The sequence below is a fragment of the Bacillus jepli genome, from assembly GCF_047238305.1.
Taxonomy (GTDB): domain Bacteria; phylum Bacillota; class Bacilli; order Bacillales; family Bacillaceae_L; genus Ferdinandcohnia.
On record NZ_JBDFMO010000001.1, the window covers coordinates 3740695 to 3764017 of the forward strand.

Genomic DNA, 23323 nt, shown 5'->3' on the forward strand with positions numbered 1-23323 from the left:
TTAAAATAAAACAGTTTTTTATAGTAGAATCGCAAGGGGGATATCAAATGTATACGGCAAAGGTTGAAAAATTATTAGTAAACTATAAAACTCTTGAAGAATTTAAAGCTTTTAAGGAATACGGTCTTCAGGAGCTTTCTATGCTAGAAGACCTTGAATCAAATATTATTGAAAATGATAGCGTTTCACCTTTTTATGGGATATTCTTTGGTGATAAATTAGTGGCACGGATGAGCCTTTATCGTGTTGATAAAAAATTCAACAAATACTTTGAACCCGCACAGGACTACTTAGAACTGTGGAAACTTGAAGTACTTCCTGATTATCAGAAAAAAGGCTTTGGTAAGGCACTAGTGGATTATGCAAAATCCTATAATCTACCGATCAAAACAAATCCACGTGTAAAATCTTCTGAGTTTTGGGAGAAAATGGGTTTTATACCTGCAGCATATAATATGGAACGTGACCTTGGGGAAAATCCACTACTTTGGTTTCCTGAAGGTGTACATGAAATCGACTAAACAAATGGACCTCTAGCTAGATGCTAAAATAAGAAAACAGCTGAACATCATGTCAGCTGTTTTTTTCTTTATTTTTCAACTCTTTCAAGATTTCCATTTCTGTCCATTTGAAATTGTACCTTTTTACTTCGTTCATCTTCTTGAAGAACCACCATTTTGCGGGCACGTTCCATAATCTCAATTAATGCCTTATAATCTTCTTCAATTAATTGAATATTATTTTCTAATGTATGATTTTCTGCCTTCAAGGCCTTCACTTGATCTTGGAGTTTGCTTATTTGGTTGTTTAAGCTCTGATTTTCTTTAACAACAGCCTGGAGCTCTTTTTCTGTTTTTTCATATTCCTCAAGGAAACGGATGACGTCCCTTAGTTGTAGCTCAGATGATTTGCTGTTAGTGATTTCAGTAGTTTCAGGTTCTGCTTGTTTTTCCTGAAGCTGTTCACCATTATTTTGCTTTTTTAATTCTTTACGCTGTTTTTTCGCAAGTTCAATTCCTGATTTATATTGTTTGCGCACATACGAATTCCATCTAAAACCACAGGCAGCCGCAGTACGTGAAAGTGTACGACCTACCTCTTCAAAAGCGCCTAATTGAGTTCCTCCTTCACGGATGTGGCGCAATACTACTTCAGCGAGTAATAAATCCTCATCTTGAGTCCATGCATCTTGACGTGTTGAAGTCATATCTTTCCCTCCTATACTTTTTTACTTATACATATGCATGTAGTAGAAAAGATAGACTACTCTCACTCTAGTAAGAAAATAATTATTCTTTACGCATGATTTTCCGAACCGCCTCAAAATGTTCGTCCGTTACCCACAAAGCTGAACATTCCTCAATTTCTTTAAGCATTCTCTCCTTCAATCCTGTTGCCAACCATTTTCTAATCACTACCTTTTTATAAGCTTTTACTACTTTTGTAGTATGCAAGAATTCTTTTGATATATATTCTTCACAATCCTTCATCACATTGTCGCCTGATAGGACGTGTTGAATAAAGCCAAGCTCTTTTCCGTCTTCAGCAGAAATAACTTCTCCAGTCATAAGAAGATGATATGCTTTATCAATAGATACTCTTTCTAGTAGGAGTGTTGCACCACCCCACCCTGTCGTGATCCCTTGCTTCCCTTGAACAAAACCAAATCTACTTTGACGGGATGCTAGTCTATAATCACAGGCTGTTGCAAGCTCACATCCCCCACCAATTGCTAGTCCATTCAATAGAGCAATCGTAGGTTTGGACAATGTTGCAAGTTTGTATAAGATCATGCCCATCTTGCTAAGCATTCGATATGACTTTTCTACCGTTTGAAGGTTTTGAAAAACCGATAAATCCCCGCCTGAACAAAACGCTTTGTGCCCTGCTCCTGTTATTACGAAAATCCGATCATCCTTGCTCTCTTCTACCTCTGTAATCGTCTGTAAAAGTCCATCCATTACGTCATAATCAATTGCATTCCATTTTTCAGGACGATTGATAGTAAACCAAACAACCCCTTGTGCATCCCGGTTAACTATGTATTTAGACATCGTATTCTCCTTTATCCCTTTTACACTAATTGTACTGGTAAAAATCAAGAATTCGCAACTTAGACAAATTAAAAAGCGTATGAATAACATTGTTATTCATACGCTTTTAACTTGTTAACAAAAATTATTTGCTAACAACTTCTTTTCCTTTGTAAGTACCGCATTCTTTACATACGCGGTGTGCTAATTTCATTTCACCACAGTTTGGGCAAGCCACCATACCTGGCACTTGTAATTTGAAATGTGTACGACGTAATCTTTTTCTTGTCTTAGATGTTCTTCTAAAAGGTACAGCCATTATTCCCACCTCCTTAAAAAAATGAATAGATAAAGATGGACTTTATTCGTCTTCAAAGAATTTTGCTAGTCCTGCCAATCGAGGATCAATCTTGTTCTTTTGGTCATCTTCGGTGATAACTTCCCAATCTTGTCCTGATTGTGGCGCAGCATCTTCTGAGTTCGAATCATCACAAAAAATCTGCATCGGAATTTCAAGTAAAATATTTTCCTTGATTATCGGAAGTAAATCAATTACTTCGCCTCGAATTTGATGAACATCCTCGTCCGACTCTAGGTCATAAACAGATGTATCTTTGAGTAGAAACGTTTCAGTTGTTCGGATCTCGAATGGAAATTTTACATCAACCAATGTTCGAGAACAAGGCAGAATCATTGATCCTGAAATTGTTATATGAAAGCTCGCTTTTGTAGAACTAAGATCAGCACGACCGGTTACTTGCACCGGCGAAATGTCTCGTATCGTTTTTTCAAGCTCCATTATGTCTTGTACATCAACAGTTTCATCAATCGTTAGGCCTTTTCGAGCCAACTGATTTAATTGATTAATTGTCCATTTCAATTGAAATCACCTCGAAGCGCAACAAAGGTAATTATAGCTTTGCAGATTACATTTGTCAATATTTTTTCTTTACACTATACTTAGTGTAAGTTACTTTTCTACTATATCAGCTTTTCCATTAAAGTGAAACTTCAATCAGTGGTTTTTTTAAAATAAAAGAAGCGCTAATTAGACTTTGCGACTAGACGTCACACTTTTAGTATCGCTAACCCCACTGATTGTTAGTTGGGGCAATCGGGCTTTTACGGGCAGTTGTCGTCACCTAACTAAATTTTTTATTTATATTAAAGTTTTGAGGTGGGGACTTACTGCCCGTTAATGCGGGAAAAAATGATATTTAAAAGTAAGATTTTAATAATAAAGGATGAATAGGTGAAATAATGAAGGCAGTTGGTGTAATTGTTGAATATAATCCATTCCATAATGGACATAAGTACCATCTTGATGAAACGAAGAGGAAGACAAACCCGGATTGTATGATTGCAGTAATGAGTGGAAACTTTCTACAACGTGGAGAGCCTGCCTTAGTTTCGAAATGGGCAAGAACGAAAATGGCATTGGAAGCTGGCATTGATATTGTTATTGAATTACCATATGCATTTGCGACTCAAAAAGCAGAAACCTTTGCAAACGGAGCAATATCACTTTTGAGTGCACTTCACTGTGATGAAGTTTGTTTCGGCAGTGAAAATGGAACGATCGACGACTTTACATCTACTGTTTCATTTATGAAAAGGAATCAACAAGTCTATGACCACACCACCCGACAATACTTGAAAGAAGGATATAGCTATCCAAAATCAGCATCGCTTGCTTATTCTTCACTTACCAATCATGATACATATGTGGATTTATCAAAACCAAATAATATTTTGGGCTATCATTACGTTAAAGCCATCCACGACCAAAATAGTTCACTAAAAGCAGAAACCATCATGAGGTCATCTGCTGGCTATCATGACGAAAGTTTTTCACACGAATCCATTGCTAGTGCAACTAGCATTCGCAAATCATTATTTTCTGCTGAAAAGAACATCAAAGAAATCCAAAACTATCTCCCCCTGTCCACTACCAAATGGCTTTCAGCTTATTTCGAGGAGTATAAGCTTTTCCATCGGTGGGAGGAATATTTTACATTATTAAAATACAAACTTCTCACATCTACACCATCCGAGTTGGCAAATATTTATGAAGCAGAAGAAGGAATTGAAAATAGGCTGCTTGCATTTATTTCAGAATCAACTTCTTTCCAAGACTTTATGGAAAAAATTAAAACAAAACGCTACACATGGACCAGATTACAACGATTATGCGTACATATCTTAACAAATACAACAAAGGAACAGCTAAAAAAGATCAATGAAAACCCTGTTGCAACCTATATTCGTTTGCTTGGGATGTCCCAAAAAGGACAGAGCTTTTTAAATCATGTAAAGAAGGATGTTGAACTACCCATTCTCTCAAAGGCGACAGGCTTTTCTGATGACCTCTTTACACTTGACCAGAAGGCTGCACAAACCTATTTAGCTATTTTCCCTGAACCTCTTCGCACCCAACTTCTACGACAGGACTACGCCAAACCACCAATACGATTTAATGAAGAACAACAGATATACCTATAAAAAGAAAACAGTCGCACCAATTGGAAGCGACTGTTTTTTTCATTATTTATTCTTATCAAGATTCTCTAAATAGTGGAGTGCGTCTTCAAATGTATCAACAGGTACGATTTTCATATCACTCTTGATATCCTTCGCCGTCGCTAAGGCTTGGCGATAATCTGAATCTGCTGCCCCATTTTCATTTGGTGCAAAGAAAATATCCACATCGGAATTATTGGCAGCTACGATTTTTTGACCTATTCCACCGATTGGACCAACTTGTCCATCGATATTAATTGTACCTGTACCTGCAATACGCAATCCGTGGGTTAGGTCCTTTTCAGTTAATTGATTATAGATTTCAAGAGTAAACATAAGTCCGGCAGAAGGACCTCCAATTTTTTTGGTATCTATTTCGATTTTCGGGTCGGTCACCACTTCAATATCTGTAATTAATTCAATTCCAATTCCAATTTTATCAGGATTTTTTGGAAATGGAGCAAGTGGAACAGAAACTGTTTTCTCTTCTCCATTTCGTTCGACTGAGATTTTAATGACTTCATTTTCTTTCTTTCCGGCTACATACTCCATAAATTCTGTATGTTCTTCGATTGGCTTTCCATCCACTTCAAAAATTCGATCACCTGCTTTTAGTTCTTTTTCCGCAGGCATCCCTTCAACGATTCCCATTATGTAAATTCCATGATTTTTGACAGTTACAGGCTTGTTTGCATGCTGATAAGCAACAGTGATTGCTGATTCCTGTGAGTCCTCCATATAAAACAGTTGTCGATTGGTATATTCCTCATCACTTTCATTCTCACGTCTTACATGATTAATCGGTAAAATTTCATGATACTTTTGTAACTTCGCAAATCCATAACTAAAAATATTTGCTTGCCCCATGCGAATCGTCGTTAACATGAATTCACCTTCATCTTTAAAGCCATTTTCCACATCAATAATTGGAGCAAGCTCTGTCGCCATTCCAGGCTTAGTCACGTAATATGGGAGTTGGATAAAGGTGCCTAGAATCGCTAGCACCACCCCAACTGCAAGAGCTTTTAAATAAGCCTTATTTCTCTTTTTCTTCATTCAACAAAGACTCCTTCCACTTTGAAATTGCCTCTTGGATTGCGGGAAGATGTTTTCTCGTTTCTTCTTCCCCAGCTAGGATAATGTCCTCAATATTTGTGAAAGCACGTGCACTATAATGTCCAACATGTGGTCGGATCATAATATCAGAAGAAAATTCACCATACTTCACAAGCTCCTTTTGCATAATATCAATACTTTGTAAAATCACATCAAAAATTGAAGTAACCTCTTCATTTATTTTAACATGTGAGACGTCAACCGCAATAACTATATCAGCTCCCATATCTTTTGCCACGGAAATAGGAACCCGATCAATTACACCACCATCTACAAGAATTCGACCCTCTATTTTTTCAGGAACAAAAATTCCGGGGATGGCAATGCTTGCTCGAACTGCATCTGCGACAGGTCCATCTCGAAACACTACTTTTTCACCAGTCAATAAATCAGTTGCAACAATACCTATAGGAATATCTAGTTGCTCGATGTTTTTCCCATGGGTAAAGACACGAATTAATTCCTTTACTCTTTTTCCTGCAATAAAACCCATCTTCGGTACAGTGAAATCCAAATAATACTTCCGCTTAAAAGCAAGTGCAAGCTTATACAGTCGATCGATATCTAATCCCGCTCCATAGAAACTTGCAACCAATGAACCCATGCTTGTTCCTGCAATAAGATGGATTGGAATTTTATTTTCTAAAAGTACTTTAATGACACCTAAATGGGCGAATCCTCTTGCACCACCCGACCCAAGTGCCAATCCAATTATAGGTTTGTTCATTCGAATCATCCCCTGAGTGAATTTTATTAAATTGATATCATTATATGAAAAAAGAATTGAAAACTTGTACATTCTTTTGGTCTAAATTTGCTACCTGTCCACGTATATTTAAATAGATGCACAAACCATACGGTTGTTTTTGCATTTTTCATTTTTTCTAATGAGCATTCTAGAAAACTATAGGGGATTGTGAAAATTGTGGGCTCTTTTAATCTATCACTTATATGATCTCACTGTATAAAAAGAAGACTTCAGTAGGAGGAGTACCATTGATACGTTCTAGATTTAAAACAGTAACAATTGCAGCAGGAATTTCATTATTAACAATTGCACTTATTTATTTTCCAAAAGAATCACTGGAAGCTTCGAGGGTTGGTCTGGAAATGTGGTGGAAGATTGTATTTCCTTCCTTACTCCCTTTCTTAATACTATCAGAGTTATTAATTGGTTTTGGGATTGTTAAATTCATCGGCGTTCTATTTGAGCCATTAATGAGACCTCTATTCCGAGTCCCGGGTGTGGGTGGATTTGCCTGGGCTATGGGGATGGCTTCAGGATTTCCGGCAGGAGCAAAATTGGCTGCACGACTAAGACAGGAGAAACAGATTACGAGGGTTGAAGCAGAAAGACTTGTTTCCTTCGCAAATGCTTCAAATCCCCTTTTTATATTTGCCGCTATTTCCGTCGGTTTTTTTGAAAATCCAGAGTTAGGCATCTTACTTGCAGTCAGCCATTATGTTGGCAATTTTTGTGTGGGTTTAATCATGAGATTCCATGGTAAAAAAGGGGATGAACAAACACCTAAAGATGAAGATAAGAAAAGCATCATTGTAAAAGCTTTACAGGAGCTTCACCGAACCAGACTAAAGGAAAAAAGACCATTTGGTCAATTATTAGGTGACGCTGTAACTACCTCTATTCATACATTGTTAATGATCGGCGGATTTATCATTCTATTTTCTGTTTTTAACAAGCTCCTTTCACTCATTAATGTGATTGCATTAGTTGGGGCTGGACTATCCATTTTATTAAAACTCTTTCAATTGCCTACAGAACTTAGCATCCCACTTATTTCTGGAATTTTTGAAATAACCACTGGTTCAATGATGACAAGTAAATTGGAACATATTGACTTACTCCCTAAAGTAATTACAGTAAGTTTTATCCTAGGATTTTGTGGACTTTCTGTTCAAGCACAGGTTGCAAGCATTTTAGCAGAAACAGATGTTAGGTTTAAACCATTTTTTATTGCGCGAATTATGCACGGATTTTTAGCAGGGGTCCTTACATTTCTTTTATGGGATCCACTTTACGCAAAAAATGCTGGCTCAGAGGAAACTCTCGGTGTTTTCTCTCCATTCGTTTCGGAACAGACTTCCGTTTGGATCGAATCGTTATGGAACGGGTTATTAACGTACGGACCACTCGTGACGATTATTTCGTTGTTAGGTTATATTGTCGTATACTCAACCAAAATGAAAAGCCCTCGCATTTAATTTGCAGGGCTTTTGAATTTCTCTTTGAGCGCCAACTCAACGGGCTTTGGTACAAGTTCGGAAATTTCTCCATGATATTTAGCAGCTTCCTTCACAATACTTGAGCTTAAGAAGGAATATTGATTATTTGTCATCATAAAAAAAGTTTCAATTTCTTCATTTAAGATACGATTCATTGAAGTTATTTGCATTTCGTACTCAAAATCCGAAACAGCACGAAGGCCTCGTAAAATTGCATTCGCATTCTTTTGGCTCGCATAGTCCATCAATAGGCCTGAAAAGGATTCAACTTCAATATTATGTAAATCTTTCGTACTTTCCTGTAGCAGTTGTATTCGTTCTTCTACTGTGAACAAAGGTTGTTTAGAAGAATTATTTAATACACACACATACATTTTATCAAACACCCTTGCTCCTCTTTTGATAATATCGAGGTGCCCATTTGTTACTGGATCAAAACTCCCTGGGCAGACGGCAATTCTAGTCATTTCGTTTCCCCTTTCTATTCCTCTTCATGTCTATATATAGATACCCCAATGATTCCATACACTTCATGACGAACTAAACGGAGGTTGCCAATGGATTGCTCTAACAAAACATCTGACCCATGTTCCGCTACAATATAACCTTGTTTCGTTAACAACTGATGTTTGCTAATTTCTTCAATTAACTCTGTTAATTTTTGTTGTTTATAAGGTGGGTCTAAAAGGATTACATTAAATTGAATATCCCGTTTTACAATGGCCTTTAATGCTCGGAAGGCTTCGTTTCGATACACCTCTGCATGGTCAACAAGTCGGCATGTTTCTAAATTTCCTTTAATCGTTTGAATTGCTTTTTGATCACGGTCAACAAATATGACCTTATCGATTCCACGGCTTAGAGCCTCAATTCCAAGTCCTCCGCTTCCTCCAAATAAATCAAGTCCATTCCCTCCATCAAAATATGGCCCGATGATATTAAAGATGGCTTCTTTCACTTTGTCTGTTGTTGGTCTAGTAGACACCCCTGGTACCGCTTTCAAGTGAATACCTTTTTTCGACCCGGATACGACTCTCACTTCTATCACCACTGTCTATGTAAATTGAATATCATAATCCTATCATAAACGTAAACGTTTGTTAATGAAATACGAAAAATTCTAGGTCTTATGTCTAGCAAAAATTTTACTCGGATAATAAAAATATGTAACATGATGTATACACAATTTTCAATTGGTCATAATTAGTAATAACAACATCATTCGAGGATGTTGTTGCCAACCGCGGAGAAGACTTACGTTTCCCCATAAGTTCTTCCTCCGGTTTCTCCTCTCCCTTTGCCTTCTTCCATGTGAACGGTAACGAAAAACATGGAATGGAAGGACCCTGCAGACTTGCAGGGTTTTTTTGTTTTAATTGTTAATTCAAATCTATTCATGATAAAGTAGACATGGTAAATATGAATTTGAGGGGAATTTAGTATGATACAACGTTTTATTGAGATAGGTGAAGGATACTCAGATATATATGAACTCCTTGAGCTTATAAGAGGAAATAGGCACCGAGTTTCTAAGCTATTTGCATTTCACACAACTATCCAGGATAAACAGGTTACCTCTTTGGCTGTGGCATTTCAACCGACAATTCCTGGGGATTTCCAAGCGGTCTATATTTGTAGAGAAGGAATTCCAAATCCTGATGTCAAACCAAATCAACGCTACACTCTTTTTGAGGAGGTAGCGAAGAAACTAGATTTACAAATCATCACACTAGAAGTAAAGCCTTCTACGATGTTCCATGAAAAAGAACTCTATTATCAGCATTTAATCGGGATTTTACGAATGAACCGCTATCTCCCGCCGATGAAATAAGCAAAAAAAGCTTATCAAAAGCAAGATGCCTTTGATAAGCTTTTTTATAAACCAATCTTATAGTCGTATTCCTTTGCACGATCTGGTTTTTTATTCTCAAATTCAATCTTCAAAAATGGTTTATAAGACGGCTCCACCCTTTTTACAAAGGCAAGTGAATTTAATTTTTCTACAATTGAATCCGTATTTTCCATATCGTTATAGAGGACCACGTATTTTAGTCGTTTAGACACATAATGAATATTGCCAAATTTACGCAGCATTTTTGAATGTTTGAGCGAATGTAGCCAAACGATAATTCCTTGGCGTTGTCCAATCATTGTGTTTTCTCCTTATTTCATTAGATTACATTAGATTATTTAATAGTGTAGCATAACAAGTTAAAATTTTACAATATGAAATAAAGTAGAAAACTTACCTTTTTCTGAAAATGACCTTAGCATGTGCTATTTTTAATAGCATTATTTACAACCGCAAGCTCCACCACTTCCACAGCCTCCACCACAGCTCGAGATGGAATCAAAATAAGGATTCCCAGTTGGGACTTTAATATGCTTTGATACAGCTCCACCTAGTAGTACGCTAATTTCATCAAGCACCTTTTGTAAATTATCCTCAGCCTTTTTAAAATTAGCAATGGATTCTTGAAGATCAAGCTCTCTTTTTAATTCCCTAGTCTCCTTTGAAACTGTTCGAAAATCAGGATGGTATTTCCCAAATCGTTGAACCTCATCATATTTTTCCTTCATTCTTTGAAAATCAGCGATTAACTTTTGTGCTTCTCTATCTTGTTGTAAATTATATAAACAGCTTCGGTATTCCTCTGCTAGTTCTGAATGTAGAATCATTGATGAAATTTCTTGAGCCTCGTCAAGAATTTCAATTTTTTCAATTGTGGCAATCAAAATTAACACCTCCATATTCACTATACCACGAATTTTTACGAATCGCATCTACTGCAAAAACGAAAAGCTAATAAAATTTAGTAAATTTGGACATGAATTTTATGTTCAAGAGGATATTTAGTTAAGTCATTATGTACAACTTGAATCGTTAATGTATGTTCTCCCTTAGAAAGACCTCGAATAATAAAGGCTGCTGTCGAAATTTTTTCTATCCTCTTCCCATCGACCATGACATTAAGATGACCCTCTCCATCTCTTTTTTGTCCACCACTTTGTTTAAATGTAAAATTCGAAATTATGCACTCTAGATATACATCATTACCTCTAACTTGATGCTCAACTTCAAAGGATCGCTCGATTTCCACCTCACTGGTTTCGCTGAAATAGGGTTGGTTAATGTTCTCGGCTGCAACGGATATTTCATTTATGTGAATCAGGGAGCATAGAAAAGAAAAAAGTAAAAAAAACTTGCACACATTCTTCAACTCCTTTTTTCCTAGTTTTTCCTTGAACCCTTTAAATATCCTTGAGCATTAAAAAGAAGGAGCCCAAAAATCGTGCGGCTCCATCCTTAATCACTTTGTCGCATCCCTTGATACATCTGTAGCATAAATGAGGCCATCTCTAAAGACTGGTTTATTTTTTGTACTTTATGTGGAATGGTTTGTTTGAAATAAGCCTTTGCCTCATTTTCCAAGATGTGAAAGTCTCTTGGATTTCTCGTTAATTTACGGTACCAAACTGGATTTTGACGGACAAACGCTTGTAATTGTTTTTTGGATTTGAGGTATTCGTATGTTTCTTGTCGCATCCTAAACTCCCTTCTCACCTAATCTTTGCGAAAAGCAAAAGGATGTTGATGCTTTTGGGTAGGGTTCACTTGCTGTTGATTTTCATCCCCACGAAACTGGTGAATAACAGCCTGAATGGTGGAAATGGCTTCGCCAACATTTGTGATAGTCTGCTGGAGATTATCCATATCAGCATTTTTGATGGATGAAAATATTTTTCCAATAAAATCTCCTTTTCCACTATCCTCTTTTTTACTATCTTTATCTTTAAACTTTTTCCACTTCTCATCTTCCTCACCGAGTATATACCAGTCTTCATATACTTCCTGCCACTTAAGTGTTCCTTTTCTCACTTCCTGAACAAGTAAAGGATGTTTTTTGACGAAGGCTTTAAATTCCTGAACGGTTGGATGAAGTTTTCTCCCCATATAAATCACCTCGATATTCATACAATTGCCTACTATAGTTTATCTTTATTAAATTGAATGGTTCGCCCAAATTGCCAAAACGATATGTATATTGATAAAATGAGAATAATAAAAATATTATGGATTTGAGGTTATGATAATGGAAGATCGGATTTTGCATAAATTACAAACATTTTTCCTAGAAGCAGATGAAAAAGAAAAACAAACAATGGAACATGTAATCGATGCGGTGATTCGTAAACAAACAAAAGAAAATGGCTCCTATATTGGAGCCTTATTGCAAACAAACCGGCGTGTTGTTGATGACGAAACCTATGAAATTATTATTCCAAATACGGAACTTATTCAAAATCCATTACAAATTGTCCATGGTGGTATCACTGCCACTTTACTTGACTCTGCAATGGGTTCGGTAGTACACCATGTCCTCCCTCGAGAAAAAGCCGCTGTAACAACCGAAATGAAAATAAATTACGTGGCACCAGGAATCGGAAAAGAATTACGATGTGTAGCACACATGATTCATAAAGGAACAAAAATATGTGTAACCGAAGGAAAGGTATACCGTGATGACGGAAGATTAATCGCACATGCGACCGGAAGTTTCTTTATTATTGATCGACCTGCAACAAATTAAACACGATATAAAAGACCTGTAAGCGAAACCTTGTCAGGATCGCTTACTGGTCTTCTTCGTCCCATGCTTGTATAAAGTTTTGTGTGTAGTATTTTTCATACACCCCAACCCCTAGGTAATTGTATTCTTCATTTAAAAGGGTTTCACGATGACCTTCACTATTTAGCCAGCCTTCGACAGCAGCAATTCCGTCCACATATTTTGCTGCAATATTTTCTCCTGCCAATTGATACCTTACCTCCCCATCTTCTAGTCTGTCCGCAAGACCACCTTTTGTTGGGGAAACATGGTCAAAATATTGATTTGCTCGCATATCTTTACTATGTAAATAAGCAACTTCAGCTAATTGTTCGTCGCTTTTTAATGGTTTTATTCCATGTCTTATCCGGATGACATTCGTAATATCGAGGATTTGCGCTTTGTTACCCTGTTCAATTTCTTTCCACTCTGCTGGAGTGATCTCTTTTGCGGAGAGTAATTCTCCTCGGTAGGCTAATTCATAGGGACGAAGTTTGATTAAAGTTCTCCCGTCTAAAAAACGAATACTTGATATTTTGTCCGTGAATGTATCCACGTATAGTTGAACATAGACATTTCCCATTGCGATTAATGGTCTTACTTCCATTTCCTTGTCTGTTAGCTCAAATCGATAAGGATTCTTATCAACGTTTAATGAAATTTTAGGCTTAATTAGCCCTTTTGATTGGATTTCCGATACCGATTGTCCAATTGCAAAGGGTTCAACGAGAACGTCATTGCCCGTTCCAAATACGGTAACAACTCTACCATTTTCAATTCCCACCTGGATATAATTTTGAGAATTTGTGTTATACACCCACCATTCATAATCATAGGATGAGCGATCAATGCGATGGGGTTCCCCTAATTTTTCTTTTATTTGCGTGCTATCCATACCAATGAAAGAGAATAGGCCATTATATTGGTGAATTTCTTTTTGAAGAGGGATATTTTGTTTCGCTATGCTTGTCTCTTTTAGTTTGGTTGGTGTATGCTCAACACCGTTCACTAGTCCTGTTCTTCCATGATTGATAGAAATATAATAAAAGCTAGAAGCCAATAGTAAGATGGTTACTGCAATCTTAGTCAATTTCAGAATAACCACTTCCTAACATCGAAGGTATTTCTACTATGTATATTAAAACTTTGCTAGAGTTATGCGTTGTTGGGGAAAAAATAAACAGGCACCCATCTGGTGCCTGCGTTTAATGAAGTTGATCTTGTTCGGAAATATCACTTAAAGCTTCACCTGCAAAGTTATCAGATGTTTCATTCGTTGATAAATCACCAAGTGATAACATTCCAACTAATTGGTCATTTTCTACAACTGGTAAGCGTCTAATTTGATGTTTCGCCATTAGCTGAGATGCTTCCTCTAGAGAAGTATCCGGTGTACATGTAATTAAGTCATCACTCATCACATTTGTCACTTTATTTGATCCAGATCTTTTTTCTGCATATCCACGAACCACTAAATCACGATCAGTGATCATTCCAATTAATTTTTTATCTTCTAAGATTGGAATCACACCGACATCTAAATCCTTCATTTTTACAGCTACTTCATAAACATTATCAAGGGGCGTACAATATTCAACATCAGTGCTCATTACATCGCGTACAGAATCCATTGTAACCTCCTATTTTCCAATAAACATTTGTGTCCAGTAATGTCTTTTTGAACCACCTTCTGCATATCCAACACCGATATGTGTAACATCTCGCTTTAAAATATTCGCACGGTGTCCTGGGCTGTTCATCCAAGCATTCACAACTTCTTGTGGTGTTCTTTGTCCAGCAGCAATATTTTCTGCAGCCGTACGATATGAAATACCAAAGTTTCGCATCATTGTAAATGGAGAACCGTATGTTGGTGAAGTATGTTCAAAATAGTTTCGATCTCTCATATCTATGGATTTATAGCGTGCTACGCGTGACAGTTCCCAATCAGTCTTTAATGCCGGCAAACCATATTTGGTACGTTGTTGATTGGTTAATGAAATAACCTGATTTTCAATACTTTTGACATTATCTAAGATTGGAATCGTAACTTTTTGACCAGGATAGATCAGGTTGGGATTTTTAAACTGCGGGTTCGCTGAAATAATTTCTGACAAACCAACCTGGTAGCGTACAGCAATTTTCCATAGCGAGTCCCCTCGCTGTACGGTGTATGTAGTTGTTCCTTGTCCATGCGCTATAAATGGTAGACTTAAAACAAACATTAAACTCATAAAAATAATAAGTATTTTTTTCAATCTTGTCCCTCCTTTCGATGTTAGTTTGACCAAAATAGAAAAATTTCACCAAAATATTTTTTATTTTTCGTGACATATTAATGTCAAACGTTGCAACTTGTATCTTTTCGTACTATTATTATACTGAGAACATATAAATCGTTGCTTGACGGTTTTTGGAGGGATTTTTTATATGAGATTTGAAAAAACGGGGATTGAGAACGTCACAATCGAATTACCAAGATTAACTGACATAATGAGATCACAAGGATTTATTCTCGCAGGTCAGTGGGATTATGAAAGAATTACATACGACCGTAAGTTTGAAATCAAAGGGGATATTTATTACCTTCGTGTTCAAGGTTATGCGGTTGAAGGAATTATCGAAGAAAATGCAAAAGATGCAGTCATTAAACTACTTACTCCATTTGTTGGTAAGTACTATTACCCACATGGAGTTGAATATGGTGAAGATGAAAACTTCCCTACTACCCTAGTTGATCAATGCAACCGCATCCTTGCAAAAGTAAAAGAAGATGTTGACGCAGTTGTAAACGCATAAAAGCAAAACGCATGCACTTTGCTTAACCCTAACAAGTGGTGGAGCTAAACAAGAATGCACAAAAAAGGAACAGCCGTTGCTGTTCCTTTTTTGTTAGTTTGTCACAAGTATTTTTGAATTTGTAAGTCCTTCTACCTTTATAGTTAGACTTGAAACACTAATATCAGTCATACTTTTTATCTCATGTAAAATTGCTTGTTGTAATTGTTCACAGGTCTTTCTAATTTCTAAACCGTATTCAACGGCAATTTTAACCTCAAGGGCAATCCCTTCCTCTTCTTCAATAACCGTTATCCCGTTTTTATGGAATTTTCGATTCAGAATGCCGGAAACACCATCCTTCAATCCAGAAACAATTGTTACTCCTTCTGTTTCCTCAGCACATATGGATGCAATCATTGCCAACACATCATTCTTAATATAAAGAGAGCCATTTTCCAATGATTTACGAACCACCCCAACCACACTCCTTCTCATTTTCAAAGCCACAAAGGTTACTCCTACCATATGCAAGAAGAGCTGAATTGGGCACTAGTCTAGAAAATTTCTTTACAATAATCACTTATTAAATGACCTTACGAAGCTCCCAAGTTAAAAATCTACCATCCTTCCTCGTACATCTCATCCCCAGTTTTTCAAACAATCGAATAGATTGATAATTACTATCACTACATTCCATTAATACCTTTTTCGCATCGGCTTGGGTAACTAACCAATCAATTAAAGCATCAACGGCTTCATAAGTTAAATTTGACTTCTGGTAATCTCGATTCATCGTATACGTCAATTGAACATTTCCTTTTTTATCAGGTTTGCCATGAAGATAAATATCGCCAATAATCCGTTTATCAGCGTAATTAATGATTAGCCATAATCCCCATCCATAATAACTCTCATCCTTCTCAAGCTTCTCTATATAAAACGGAAGAATACCTGTTATTAATGGAGATGGCCAGTTTTGTGGAATCGTTATAGGTGATCGTTTTTCAAGTTCTATGCGATGAAATACTAACGATTTGGCAATATCCAACGAACATGGAACCAATAATAAGTTTTCTGTAAAGATTTCAATCATCCTTAACACTCCCCTCTTACGAAAATGAAAAATGGCTAAGGTGTTAATTATGTGAAACGAATTACAAAATAAAAAGGTGCTCTAGAATATTGTATTCTAGAACACCTTATACATATTACAAACAATCCTATTTGTCGTTTGTTAAAAGCCTAATATTGCTTTTAACATGGATGTTGTTTCCCCACCCTTATAAAAGACATAGAGTAAGAAGTATACTGCTACACCTGTTATAGCTGTAAAAAACCAAATGATGCTTGTAATCGGTCCAAGCTTGCGATGCTTTGCGATATTATTTTTAAAGCCAAGATATAATGTAATCACTCCAAATATCGCACCAGTGGTTGCCAAAAAGATATGAAAGATTAAGAAAATCGTGTAGTAGACTTTCACATCGTCAGGACCACCGAATGAAGTATTTCCGACAAACACTGTTCTTGACATATAAATAATGAAGAAAATCAAAGCAAAAATCGCAGCAGTTGTCATCGCTTTTTTATGAGCCTCAATTTTTTTCTGTTTGATTAAATACCAACCTATGGCAACAGTTACTGCACTTAATACGATAAAAGTGGTGCTTATAGTAGGCAGAATCGGTAAATTCATGTTAAACCTCTCTCACAGTTTCTCTTCTTTAATTTGTTTGTGGTTTTAGCAATTGTTCATCTAGTAATTTTTCATCTTCACGTTCTTTACGAACCCATTCAAAGAATACTTTGCCTAGTAAAATCGCATATACGAACTCTTGAATAATTTTCATAATGACACCACCAGTACGTTGGTCTTCAAGCGGTGGCATAAAGTTAAACATCTCCGGACCTGTTAGGTTAATACTTGACAACATAGATTCAGGTACACAAAGTGCAAGTGCATTCATCCACGACCCCAGCTCGGTATAGGTTGCATACATAGCTGTATCTGCAAAAATGATGAGCGCACATGCAGGTGTTAATAACATTCCATCTGCAAAGATATACCCAACTTTTTTGAGACCACTCAAAGTGTTCCACTCTTCTAGTTTATTGATTAATGGCCACCACATAAAGAAGGCAGCTATAAAAATAAAAACTGTCGTTGCAGCATGTATATATACACCAGTTTTAACATAGTCAAAAACGAGTGGTATGTGATACATAGAAAATGAACCGTTAAACAGAACTAAAGCAATTAATGGCTTTGTAAGAAATTTAAAAATTGGTTTTATTCCTTTGAGATTTATGAACTTTCTCCATAACCAATTTGGGACACCTAAAATGAAAAATGTCGGTACAATTAAATAAAGAATCGCCATTTGTGTCATATGAGCGGTCATGGTCATATGACCTAATAGATCAATCGGACTTCCTTTACATGTATAAAGTAAGATCATCCCAATTACAAATAATATTTTCGTTTTAAACGATGTAGGTTCAGAATGAGCAAATCGATGTCTCCATGGACCAACAATCATAAAATATAAAATCGTTATGATTAATAGTGAAGCTAAAAAATAGGGACTCCATAATGCCCGAAAACCAAAGATATCTATAGACATCTCCATCTCACCCCTTTTAGTAATATAGTCATTATACAGATACTATTAATTATACTCTTCGGGAAATAGCCTTGCAAACAAACCAATTATGAACATTTCTTGTCTAAATAAAAAAATACTAGAAATTGAAAAAAGCCGGCTTTTACACCGACTTTTTCTGAACCTTACCACCAAATAATTGTCATAAAGCATAGAACTGTTACAGAAGCAATTAATACTCCTGAAAACATGAACATTTTGGGTGCTTCATGTCCTTTATGATTCATGTGCATGAAGTAATACAATTGTAAGATAACCTGAATCACAGCTAGAAGTAGAATAAATGGTACTACAAACCAAGGTGAAAATTGTTCAGATCCAACTGCAATAAAGGCAATGATAGTAAGAAAAATCATGAGAGCAAAAGAAATAACATGATGTTTCATTTCTTCCGCACTTTTTTTTCTACGATAGGCTAAATCAACATTAGTGTTATTCGAATTATTTGCCATGTGTTTATCCCACCATTCCCATTAGATATACAACAGTAAAGATGAACACCCATACTACGTCAATAAAGTGCCAGTAAAGGCTAAAGACATAAAACTTAGGTGCATTATATAAGTCTAAACCACGGTTTCCATTTCGAATCATAAGTGTAAGAGCCCAACATAATCCAAATAGTACGTGAGCACCGTGTGTCCCAACTAATAAATAGAATGCAGATCCAAATGCACTTCCTGTGATTGTATGTCCTAAATGTACATAATGTTGAAACTCATAGATTTCTAATCCTAAGAAAGAAGCACCAAGTAATACAGTTAGACCTAACCAAAGTTGCATTTTCTTGAAATTAAAATTCTTCATATGATACATTGCGTACACGCTAGTTAATGAACTAGTTAACAGGATCATTGTCATTGCAAAAGCAAGTGGTATTTCGAACAAATCCTGTGATGATGGACCCGTACCATTGCTTTTGTTTAATGCTAAATATGTTGCAAAAAGGGAAGCGAATAATACGGTTTCGCCTCCAAGAAAGAGCCAAAAACCAATAAATTTATTTTTTCCTTCTAGGGTCGCTTTTTCAGGCTCTGCAGGAAATGTTTCAGCTGTTAATTTTTCTTCCACGTGCATTATGCCTCAACCCCTTTCTTGTCATCATCATCCATTAATTCTGCTTTGTGAATGTGGTATCCATGATCATCAATGATAGAACGTAAGAACATAGAACCGAAAGTAATGATTCCTCCAATAATCATCACTGGAACTGACCAACTTACACCATCTGGATGGTGTAAGAAACCAAATGCAGCAACAAAAAGTCCTAAAGAAATCATGAAAGGTAAGAAAGAACTGTTCGGCATATGAATGTCTCCAAGTGGTTCTGCAGGAGTCATTTCTTTTTTGCCTTGCATTTTTTCTACCCAAAACGCATCTAAGCCACGAACTAAAGGTAATTGCTTAAAGTTATATTCTGGTGGTGGTGATGAAATTGCCCACTCAAGTGTACGGCCATCTCCCCATGCATCTCCAGTAACTTTTTCTCCTTTAATAGATGTAATTACAACGTTATATAGAAGAACGAGTACCCCTGCAGCCATAAATGCAGCACCGATTGAACTGATTAAATTTCCAAGTTCCCATCCATGGTTTGGTAAGAATGTGAACACACGACGTGGCATTCCCATTAGACCTAAAAAGTGCTGAATAAAGAATGTTAAATGGAAACCAATTAGGAACAACCAGAAAGTAACTTTTCCTAAAGTTTCGTTTAGCATTTTACCAAACATTTTTGGCCACCAGTAGTGAGTAGCCGCAAATACTGCTAATACAACTCCACCGACAATAACGTAGTGGAAGTGAGCAACTACGAAATACGAATCGTGATACTGATAGTCTGCTGGAGCAGAACCTAACATAACACCAGTTACCCCACCCATGATGAAAGATGGAATAAATGCAACTGCATATAACATAGGTGTAGTAAATTTCATGGACCCGCCCCACATTGTGAAGAGCCAGTTAAAGATTTTAATACCCGTTGGAACGGCAATTGCCATTGTAGCAACGGCGAAAATAGAGTTCGCAATTGGACCTAAACCTGTAGTAAACATGTGGTGAGCCCACACCATGAATCCTAAGAAACCAATTAATACGGTAGCGAATACCATTGATGAGTATCCGAAAAGTCTTTTTCTTGAGAATGTAGCAAAAATCTCTGAGAAAATACCAAACGCTGGGAGAATTAAGATATATACTTCTGGGTGACCGAAAATCCAGAATAAGTGCTCCCAAATGATTGTGTTTCCGCCCATTGAAGGAACGAAGAATGCTGTACCAAAGATACGGTCAAACATCATTAATAATAACCCTACTGTTAATGGAGGGAATGCAAATAAAATTAATGCTGATGCCACAAAAGTAGTCCAGGTAAATAATGGCATACGCATATAAGTCATTCCTGGTGCTCTCATTGTGATAATTGTTGCTAAGAAATTAATACCACCAATTAAAGTACCAATACCTGAAATTTGAAGACCTAGTACATAGAAATCAATACCATGACCTTCTGAATGTAATGCAAGTGATGCATAAGAAGTCCAACCTGCATCAGGTGCACCACCCATAAACCAACTTAAGTTCAGAAATACTCCTCCGAAGAAGAATAACCAGAAACCTAAAGCATTAACAAATGGGAATGCAACGTCACGTGCACCAATTTGAAGTGGCATGACGGCATTCATAAATCCAAGTAAAAGCGGCATGGCTGCCAAGAAAATCATGGTTGTACCATGCATCGTTAAAATTTCATTAAAAAAGCCAGCACTTACAAAGTTATTATCAGGTATAGCAAGCTGAATCCTGATAATGAGGGCTTCGATTCCACCAAGTAGGAAGAAAAAGCCACCAGCCATTATATAAAGTTTAGCAATCTTTTTATGGTCAACAGTAGTTAGATAATCCCATAAAACAGCACCAAACCCTTTTTTCTGAGTTAAAGTACTCACAATGTGACCTCCTTATTCCTTAATCTTACTCTTCGATTTTAAGTCCCATTAGATATTCAGCTAAAGCATCCAAGTCTTTGTCGGATAAACCTTTATTATCATAAGTTCCAGTCATATTATTACCTGGCTTAATTGATTCAGGATCCTTCAACCAATCTTTTAAATTATCTTCACTAAATTCTAATTTACCAGCAATGCTTGAGCGATCACCGAAATTAGCTAAACTTGGTGCAGTCGGACGCTTTTCACCAGGGTTTATTGCGTGACATGAGATACAGCCATTAGAAGTAAATAATTCTTCACCGGCTTTAGCAACATCGTTTGCTGGTACATGTTCAGCGTCTTTAGCAGCTACCATTTTGTCCATCCACTGATCAAATTCAGCTCGTGGAACTGGCTTTACTTTAAAATCCATTAAAGCATGTGAAGGTCCACAAAGCTCAGCACATTTACCATATAGTAAACCACCTGCTTTTTCAGTACTTTCTGAGTCAAACTCTAACCAGAATTTGTTTACGTTATCTGTGTTCGTATCCATTTTCCCACCAGCTGCTGGGATCCAGAATGAGTGCTTTACATCTGCAGCTATTAGGTTAAAATAGACTTTTTCATCCATAGGAACAACTAACTCCTGTGCAGTTACAACCCCTTGATCAGGGTACTCAAATTCCCACCAATATAGGTTTGCAGTAACATTGACAACAACTGCATCTTCATCTTGTTCCATCGCTTTTACATCAGCTAATTTAAATGTAGCCGATACTGTTGGAATTGCAAGTATCAAAAGCAAAAGAATTGGAATAGTAGTCCAAATGATTTCTAAGGTGTGATTTCCTTCAACTTGCTTTGGAATTTTGTCCTCACCAACTTTTGTGCGTCTAAACTTGACTAAGGCAATGATAAAGATAATTGTAACAACTGCAATTACGATTACCATGATTAATGTTGCGAGAATCATTAAGTCATATTGCATTTTTGCAACTTCCCCTGCCGGACTTAGTGCAGATACGAATGGTTCCCCACACCCCGCTAACAGCAGCGCCATGAAACTAAACAGTGTAAACAAGCGCACTTTTGGTAGCCATTTTTTCATAGCTTATTCAAACCCCTCTTTCAATAATATTTTGCTACTATCTTTATGAAAAAGATATTAAATCCCCCTACTTGAAAATAGAAGAATTATGTATATTTTGAAACCCACTTATACTAATGTAACGATAATCATTGTTACAAACATAATCGTTAAATAGTTAAGCGAGTAAACAAACATTTGTTTTGCCCATTTGATATCATCGTTCGTTTTATATCCCCTAAATCCAAGGACTAACCATCCGAGGTTTAGGAGAGTAGCGATTGAAACAAATATACCTCCTAAAGAAAACATATAAAAAGGAAGTGGAAGCAAGCAAAGAACCCAAATCATGATTTGTCTCTTTGTCATCGCAAACCCGTGAACAACTGGCAGCATTGGAATTCCTGCTGCACGGTATTCTTCAACCCTCCTCATTGCAAGTGCTAAAAAGTGAGGGGGTTGCCAGATAAACATAATCAAAAACAAGAGCCACGCGATTACGTGTAATTCTGGGTCAATCGCTGCCCAACCGATAAGTGGAGGTACAGCCCCGGATATACTTCCGATTACGGTATTAATTGTATATCTGCGTTTTGACCAAATTGTATATAAATATATATAGGAGAAAACTCCAATTAAACCAATTACAGCAGCTGTAACTGTAGTTAGGAGTAAAAATCCAGTTCCTATTAGTATTAGTATTATTCCCAATCCTAAAACATGTTTTGGATTGATCCTACCAGTTACTGTCGGGCGTACTTTAGTACGTTCCATTACATGATCAATATCACGATCATAGTAGTTATTCACTGCACAGGAACCAGCTATTACTAACGCTGAACCTATAAGCGTATATAGGACGATATCTATTTCCTGCAAAAAGCTTTTTTCTGTAAAAAACAAAGCAAGCCAAACACCAGTAAAAGCAGTTATTAGATTGGAATTGACAATCCCAATTTTAATAAGTGCAAGGAAATCCTTATAGGCAGTCGTTACATTTTCCTGATCACGAATTTCTTTATTTTGTATTTTTTCATCTGTACCAAGTACAGACCTTGTCGTCGTCATCGAGAAGCCTCCTTATCATTTTCGTACATCCATTCAAATACATTACAATATATCGCTTGAATACAGGAACCTGCTCAACCTCATTCTGTATATGTAAAAAGTAATCCTCTTTAACCATTTTTCACTAATATCAGCGTTAAAAAACGCAATCATATAAATAAAGCGTTTTCGGGTTACGAAGTATGTAAGATGAGAACATTTTTATCTTATCAAGGTTATTATACTGTATATATTATAAATTATATTAAAAACTATCCTTTCTGTA

31 protein-coding genes are annotated in these 23323 nt (G+C 36.5%); 6 read left to right on the forward strand and 25 right to left on the reverse strand.

Annotation, left to right across the window (positions count from 1 at the left end; translation table 11 throughout):
• Window positions 1-47: 47 nt before the first annotated feature.
• On the forward strand, window positions 48-521 hold the full coding sequence (locus tag ABC371_RS19115; protein WP_412898239.1) for an N-acetyltransferase: 474 nt from the start codon (window positions 48-50) through the stop codon (window positions 519-521).
• Window positions 522-589: 68 nt separating this feature from the next.
• Here ABC371_RS19115 and gerR read toward each other — a convergent pair whose 3' ends face one another.
• From gerR to ABC371_RS19135, 4 genes are all read right to left on the reverse strand, one after another.
• Window positions 590-1207, reverse strand: a complete 618-nt coding sequence (gene gerR / locus ABC371_RS19120) for a sporulation-specific transcriptional regulator GerR (protein ID WP_412898240.1) — start codon at window positions 1205-1207, stop codon at window positions 590-592.
• 82 nt (window positions 1208-1289) lie between these two features.
• Entirely contained in the window at window positions 1290-2054 is a 765-nt protein-coding gene (locus ABC371_RS19125; RefSeq protein ID WP_412898241.1) for an enoyl-CoA hydratase/isomerase family protein, read from the reverse strand.
• A gap of 124 nt (window positions 2055-2178) precedes the next feature.
• Window positions 2179-2352, reverse strand: a complete 174-nt coding sequence (rpmF, locus tag ABC371_RS19130) for a 50S ribosomal protein L32 (RefSeq protein WP_116350684.1) — start codon at window positions 2350-2352, stop codon at window positions 2179-2181.
• A gap of 42 nt (window positions 2353-2394) precedes the next feature.
• Window positions 2395-2913: a YceD family protein gene (locus tag ABC371_RS19135; protein WP_412898242.1), complete on the reverse strand. Its 519-nt coding sequence runs from the start codon at window positions 2911-2913 to the stop codon at window positions 2395-2397.
• Between the two features lie 380 nt (window positions 2914-3293).
• On the opposite strand from ABC371_RS19135, the gene ABC371_RS19140 reads away from it, so the two are divergent.
• Window positions 3294-4535 (forward strand): nucleotidyltransferase, encoded by a 1242-nt coding sequence (locus ABC371_RS19140; RefSeq protein ID WP_412898243.1) that lies wholly within the window; start codon window positions 3294-3296, stop codon window positions 4533-4535.
• 42 nt (window positions 4536-4577) lie between these two features.
• Here the strand turns inward: ABC371_RS19140 and ABC371_RS19145 are convergent, their stop codons facing one another.
• The gene (locus ABC371_RS19145) at window positions 4578-5609 is read right to left on the reverse strand and encodes a SepM family pheromone-processing serine protease (protein WP_412898244.1); all 1032 of its coding nucleotides are present in this window, start codon (window positions 5607-5609) and stop codon (window positions 4578-4580) included.
• On the reverse strand, window positions 5590-6396 hold the full coding sequence (locus tag ABC371_RS19150) for a patatin-like phospholipase family protein (protein WP_412898245.1): 807 nt from the start codon (window positions 6394-6396) through the stop codon (window positions 5590-5592). Before ABC371_RS19150 ends, ABC371_RS19145 begins: the two co-directional genes overlap by 20 nt.
• 269 nt (window positions 6397-6665) lie before the next feature.
• Here ABC371_RS19150 and ylbJ point away from each other — a divergent pair, with 269 nt between their 5' ends.
• A complete protein-coding gene (gene ylbJ / locus ABC371_RS19155) occupies window positions 6666-7892 on the forward strand; it encodes a sporulation integral membrane protein YlbJ (protein WP_412898246.1) in 1227 nt (408 codons plus the stop codon).
• Here ylbJ and coaD read toward each other — a convergent pair.
• Entirely contained in the window at window positions 7889-8380 is a 492-nt protein-coding gene (gene coaD / locus ABC371_RS19160) for a pantetheine-phosphate adenylyltransferase (protein WP_412898247.1), read from the reverse strand. The genes ylbJ and coaD overlap by 4 nt on opposite strands.
• Before the next feature lie 14 nt (window positions 8381-8394).
• Window positions 8395-8952, reverse strand: a complete 558-nt coding sequence (gene rsmD, locus ABC371_RS19165; RefSeq protein WP_412898248.1) for a 16S rRNA (guanine(966)-N(2))-methyltransferase RsmD — start codon at window positions 8950-8952, stop codon at window positions 8395-8397.
• Between the two features lie 402 nt (window positions 8953-9354).
• On the opposite strand from rsmD, the gene ABC371_RS19170 reads away from it, so the two are divergent.
• On the forward strand, window positions 9355-9744 hold the full coding sequence (locus tag ABC371_RS19170) for a DUF7147 family protein (protein WP_412898249.1): 390 nt from the start codon (window positions 9355-9357) through the stop codon (window positions 9742-9744).
• A gap of 44 nt (window positions 9745-9788) precedes the next feature.
• On the opposite strand, the gene ABC371_RS19175 is transcribed toward ABC371_RS19170, so the two are convergent.
• From ABC371_RS19175 to ylbD, 5 genes are all read right to left on the reverse strand, one after another.
• Complete coding sequence (locus tag ABC371_RS19175) at window positions 9789-10064, reverse strand: YlbG family protein (protein WP_412898250.1); 276 nt, start codon at window positions 10062-10064, stop codon at window positions 9789-9791.
• Between the two features lie 141 nt (window positions 10065-10205).
• Window positions 10206-10649: a YlbF/YmcA family competence regulator gene (locus ABC371_RS19180; RefSeq protein WP_412898251.1), complete on the reverse strand. Its 444-nt coding sequence runs from the start codon at window positions 10647-10649 to the stop codon at window positions 10206-10208.
• A gap of 77 nt (window positions 10650-10726) precedes the next feature.
• Window positions 10727-11125 carry a hypothetical protein gene (locus ABC371_RS19185; protein ID WP_412898252.1) on the reverse strand — a complete coding sequence of 133 codons (399 nt, stop codon included), beginning with the start codon at window positions 11123-11125 and terminating at the stop codon, window positions 10727-10729.
• Window positions 11126-11220: 95 nt separating this feature from the next.
• Window positions 11221-11460, reverse strand: a complete 240-nt coding sequence (locus ABC371_RS19190; RefSeq protein ID WP_412898253.1) for a YlbE-like family protein — start codon at window positions 11458-11460, stop codon at window positions 11221-11223.
• 18 nt (window positions 11461-11478) lie between these two features.
• Window positions 11479-11889, reverse strand: a complete 411-nt coding sequence (ylbD, locus tag ABC371_RS19195) for a spore coat protein YlbD (protein WP_412898254.1) — start codon at window positions 11887-11889, stop codon at window positions 11479-11481.
• A gap of 118 nt (window positions 11890-12007) precedes the next feature.
• On the opposite strand from ylbD, the gene ABC371_RS19200 reads away from it, so the two are divergent.
• On the forward strand, window positions 12008-12505 hold the full coding sequence (locus tag ABC371_RS19200) for a PaaI family thioesterase (protein ID WP_412898255.1): 498 nt from the start codon (window positions 12008-12010) through the stop codon (window positions 12503-12505).
• 43 nt (window positions 12506-12548) lie between these two features.
• Here the strand turns inward: ABC371_RS19200 and ABC371_RS19205 are convergent, their stop codons facing one another.
• The 3 genes from ABC371_RS19205 to safA all read right to left on the reverse strand — a co-directional run bounded on the left by ABC371_RS19205 (window position 12549) and on the right by safA (window position 14757).
• Window positions 12549-13613 (reverse strand): CAP domain-containing protein, encoded by a 1065-nt coding sequence (locus tag ABC371_RS19205; RefSeq protein WP_412898256.1) that lies wholly within the window; start codon window positions 13611-13613, stop codon window positions 12549-12551.
• Window positions 13614-13728: 115 nt separating this feature from the next.
• Entirely contained in the window at window positions 13729-14154 is a 426-nt protein-coding gene (locus ABC371_RS19210) for a CBS domain-containing protein (protein ID WP_412898257.1), read from the reverse strand.
• A gap of 9 nt (window positions 14155-14163) precedes the next feature.
• Window positions 14164-14757 carry a SafA/ExsA family spore coat assembly protein gene (gene safA, locus ABC371_RS19215; protein WP_412899396.1) on the reverse strand — a complete coding sequence of 198 codons (594 nt, stop codon included), beginning with the start codon at window positions 14755-14757 and terminating at the stop codon, window positions 14164-14166.
• 196 nt (window positions 14758-14953) lie between these two features.
• Here safA and ABC371_RS19220 point away from each other — a divergent pair, with 196 nt between their 5' ends.
• Entirely contained in the window at window positions 14954-15322 is a 369-nt protein-coding gene (locus tag ABC371_RS19220; protein WP_412898258.1) for a YugN family protein, read from the forward strand.
• Window positions 15323-15415: 93 nt separating this feature from the next.
• Here ABC371_RS19220 and ABC371_RS19225 read toward each other — a convergent pair whose 3' ends face one another.
• From ABC371_RS19225 to cyoE, 9 genes are all read right to left on the reverse strand, one after another.
• The gene (locus ABC371_RS19225; RefSeq protein ID WP_412898259.1) at window positions 15416-15811 is read right to left on the reverse strand and encodes an Asp23/Gls24 family envelope stress response protein; all 396 of its coding nucleotides are present in this window, start codon (window positions 15809-15811) and stop codon (window positions 15416-15418) included.
• A gap of 76 nt (window positions 15812-15887) precedes the next feature.
• A complete protein-coding gene (locus tag ABC371_RS19230) occupies window positions 15888-16397 on the reverse strand; it encodes a GNAT family N-acetyltransferase (protein WP_412898260.1) in 510 nt (169 codons plus the stop codon).
• Between the two features lie 141 nt (window positions 16398-16538).
• Window positions 16539-17000 (reverse strand): DUF420 domain-containing protein, encoded by a 462-nt coding sequence (locus ABC371_RS19235; RefSeq protein ID WP_412898261.1) that lies wholly within the window; start codon window positions 16998-17000, stop codon window positions 16539-16541.
• A gap of 28 nt (window positions 17001-17028) precedes the next feature.
• On the reverse strand, window positions 17029-17934 hold the full coding sequence (ctaG, locus tag ABC371_RS19240; protein WP_412898262.1) for a cytochrome c oxidase assembly factor CtaG: 906 nt from the start codon (window positions 17932-17934) through the stop codon (window positions 17029-17031).
• A 158-nt stretch (window positions 17935-18092) separates the two neighbouring features.
• The gene (gene ctaF / locus ABC371_RS19245) at window positions 18093-18419 is read right to left on the reverse strand and encodes a cytochrome c oxidase subunit IVB (protein WP_412898263.1); all 327 of its coding nucleotides are present in this window, start codon (window positions 18417-18419) and stop codon (window positions 18093-18095) included.
• Between the two features lie 4 nt (window positions 18420-18423).
• On the reverse strand, window positions 18424-19044 hold the full coding sequence (locus tag ABC371_RS19250) for a cytochrome (ubi)quinol oxidase subunit III (RefSeq protein ID WP_116350707.1): 621 nt from the start codon (window positions 19042-19044) through the stop codon (window positions 18424-18426).
• Window positions 19044-20918 (reverse strand): cytochrome c oxidase subunit I, encoded by a 1875-nt coding sequence (gene ctaD, locus ABC371_RS19255; protein ID WP_412898264.1) that lies wholly within the window; start codon window positions 20916-20918, stop codon window positions 19044-19046. The genes ABC371_RS19250 and ctaD overlap by 1 nt, the downstream gene beginning before the upstream one ends.
• A gap of 25 nt (window positions 20919-20943) precedes the next feature.
• Window positions 20944-22011 (reverse strand): cytochrome c oxidase subunit II, encoded by a 1068-nt coding sequence (gene coxB / locus ABC371_RS19260; protein ID WP_412898265.1) that lies wholly within the window; start codon window positions 22009-22011, stop codon window positions 20944-20946.
• A gap of 108 nt (window positions 22012-22119) precedes the next feature.
• Window positions 22120-23058 (reverse strand): heme o synthase, encoded by a 939-nt coding sequence (gene cyoE / locus ABC371_RS19265; RefSeq protein ID WP_412898266.1) that lies wholly within the window; start codon window positions 23056-23058, stop codon window positions 22120-22122.
• Window positions 23059-23323 lie beyond the last annotated feature (265 nt).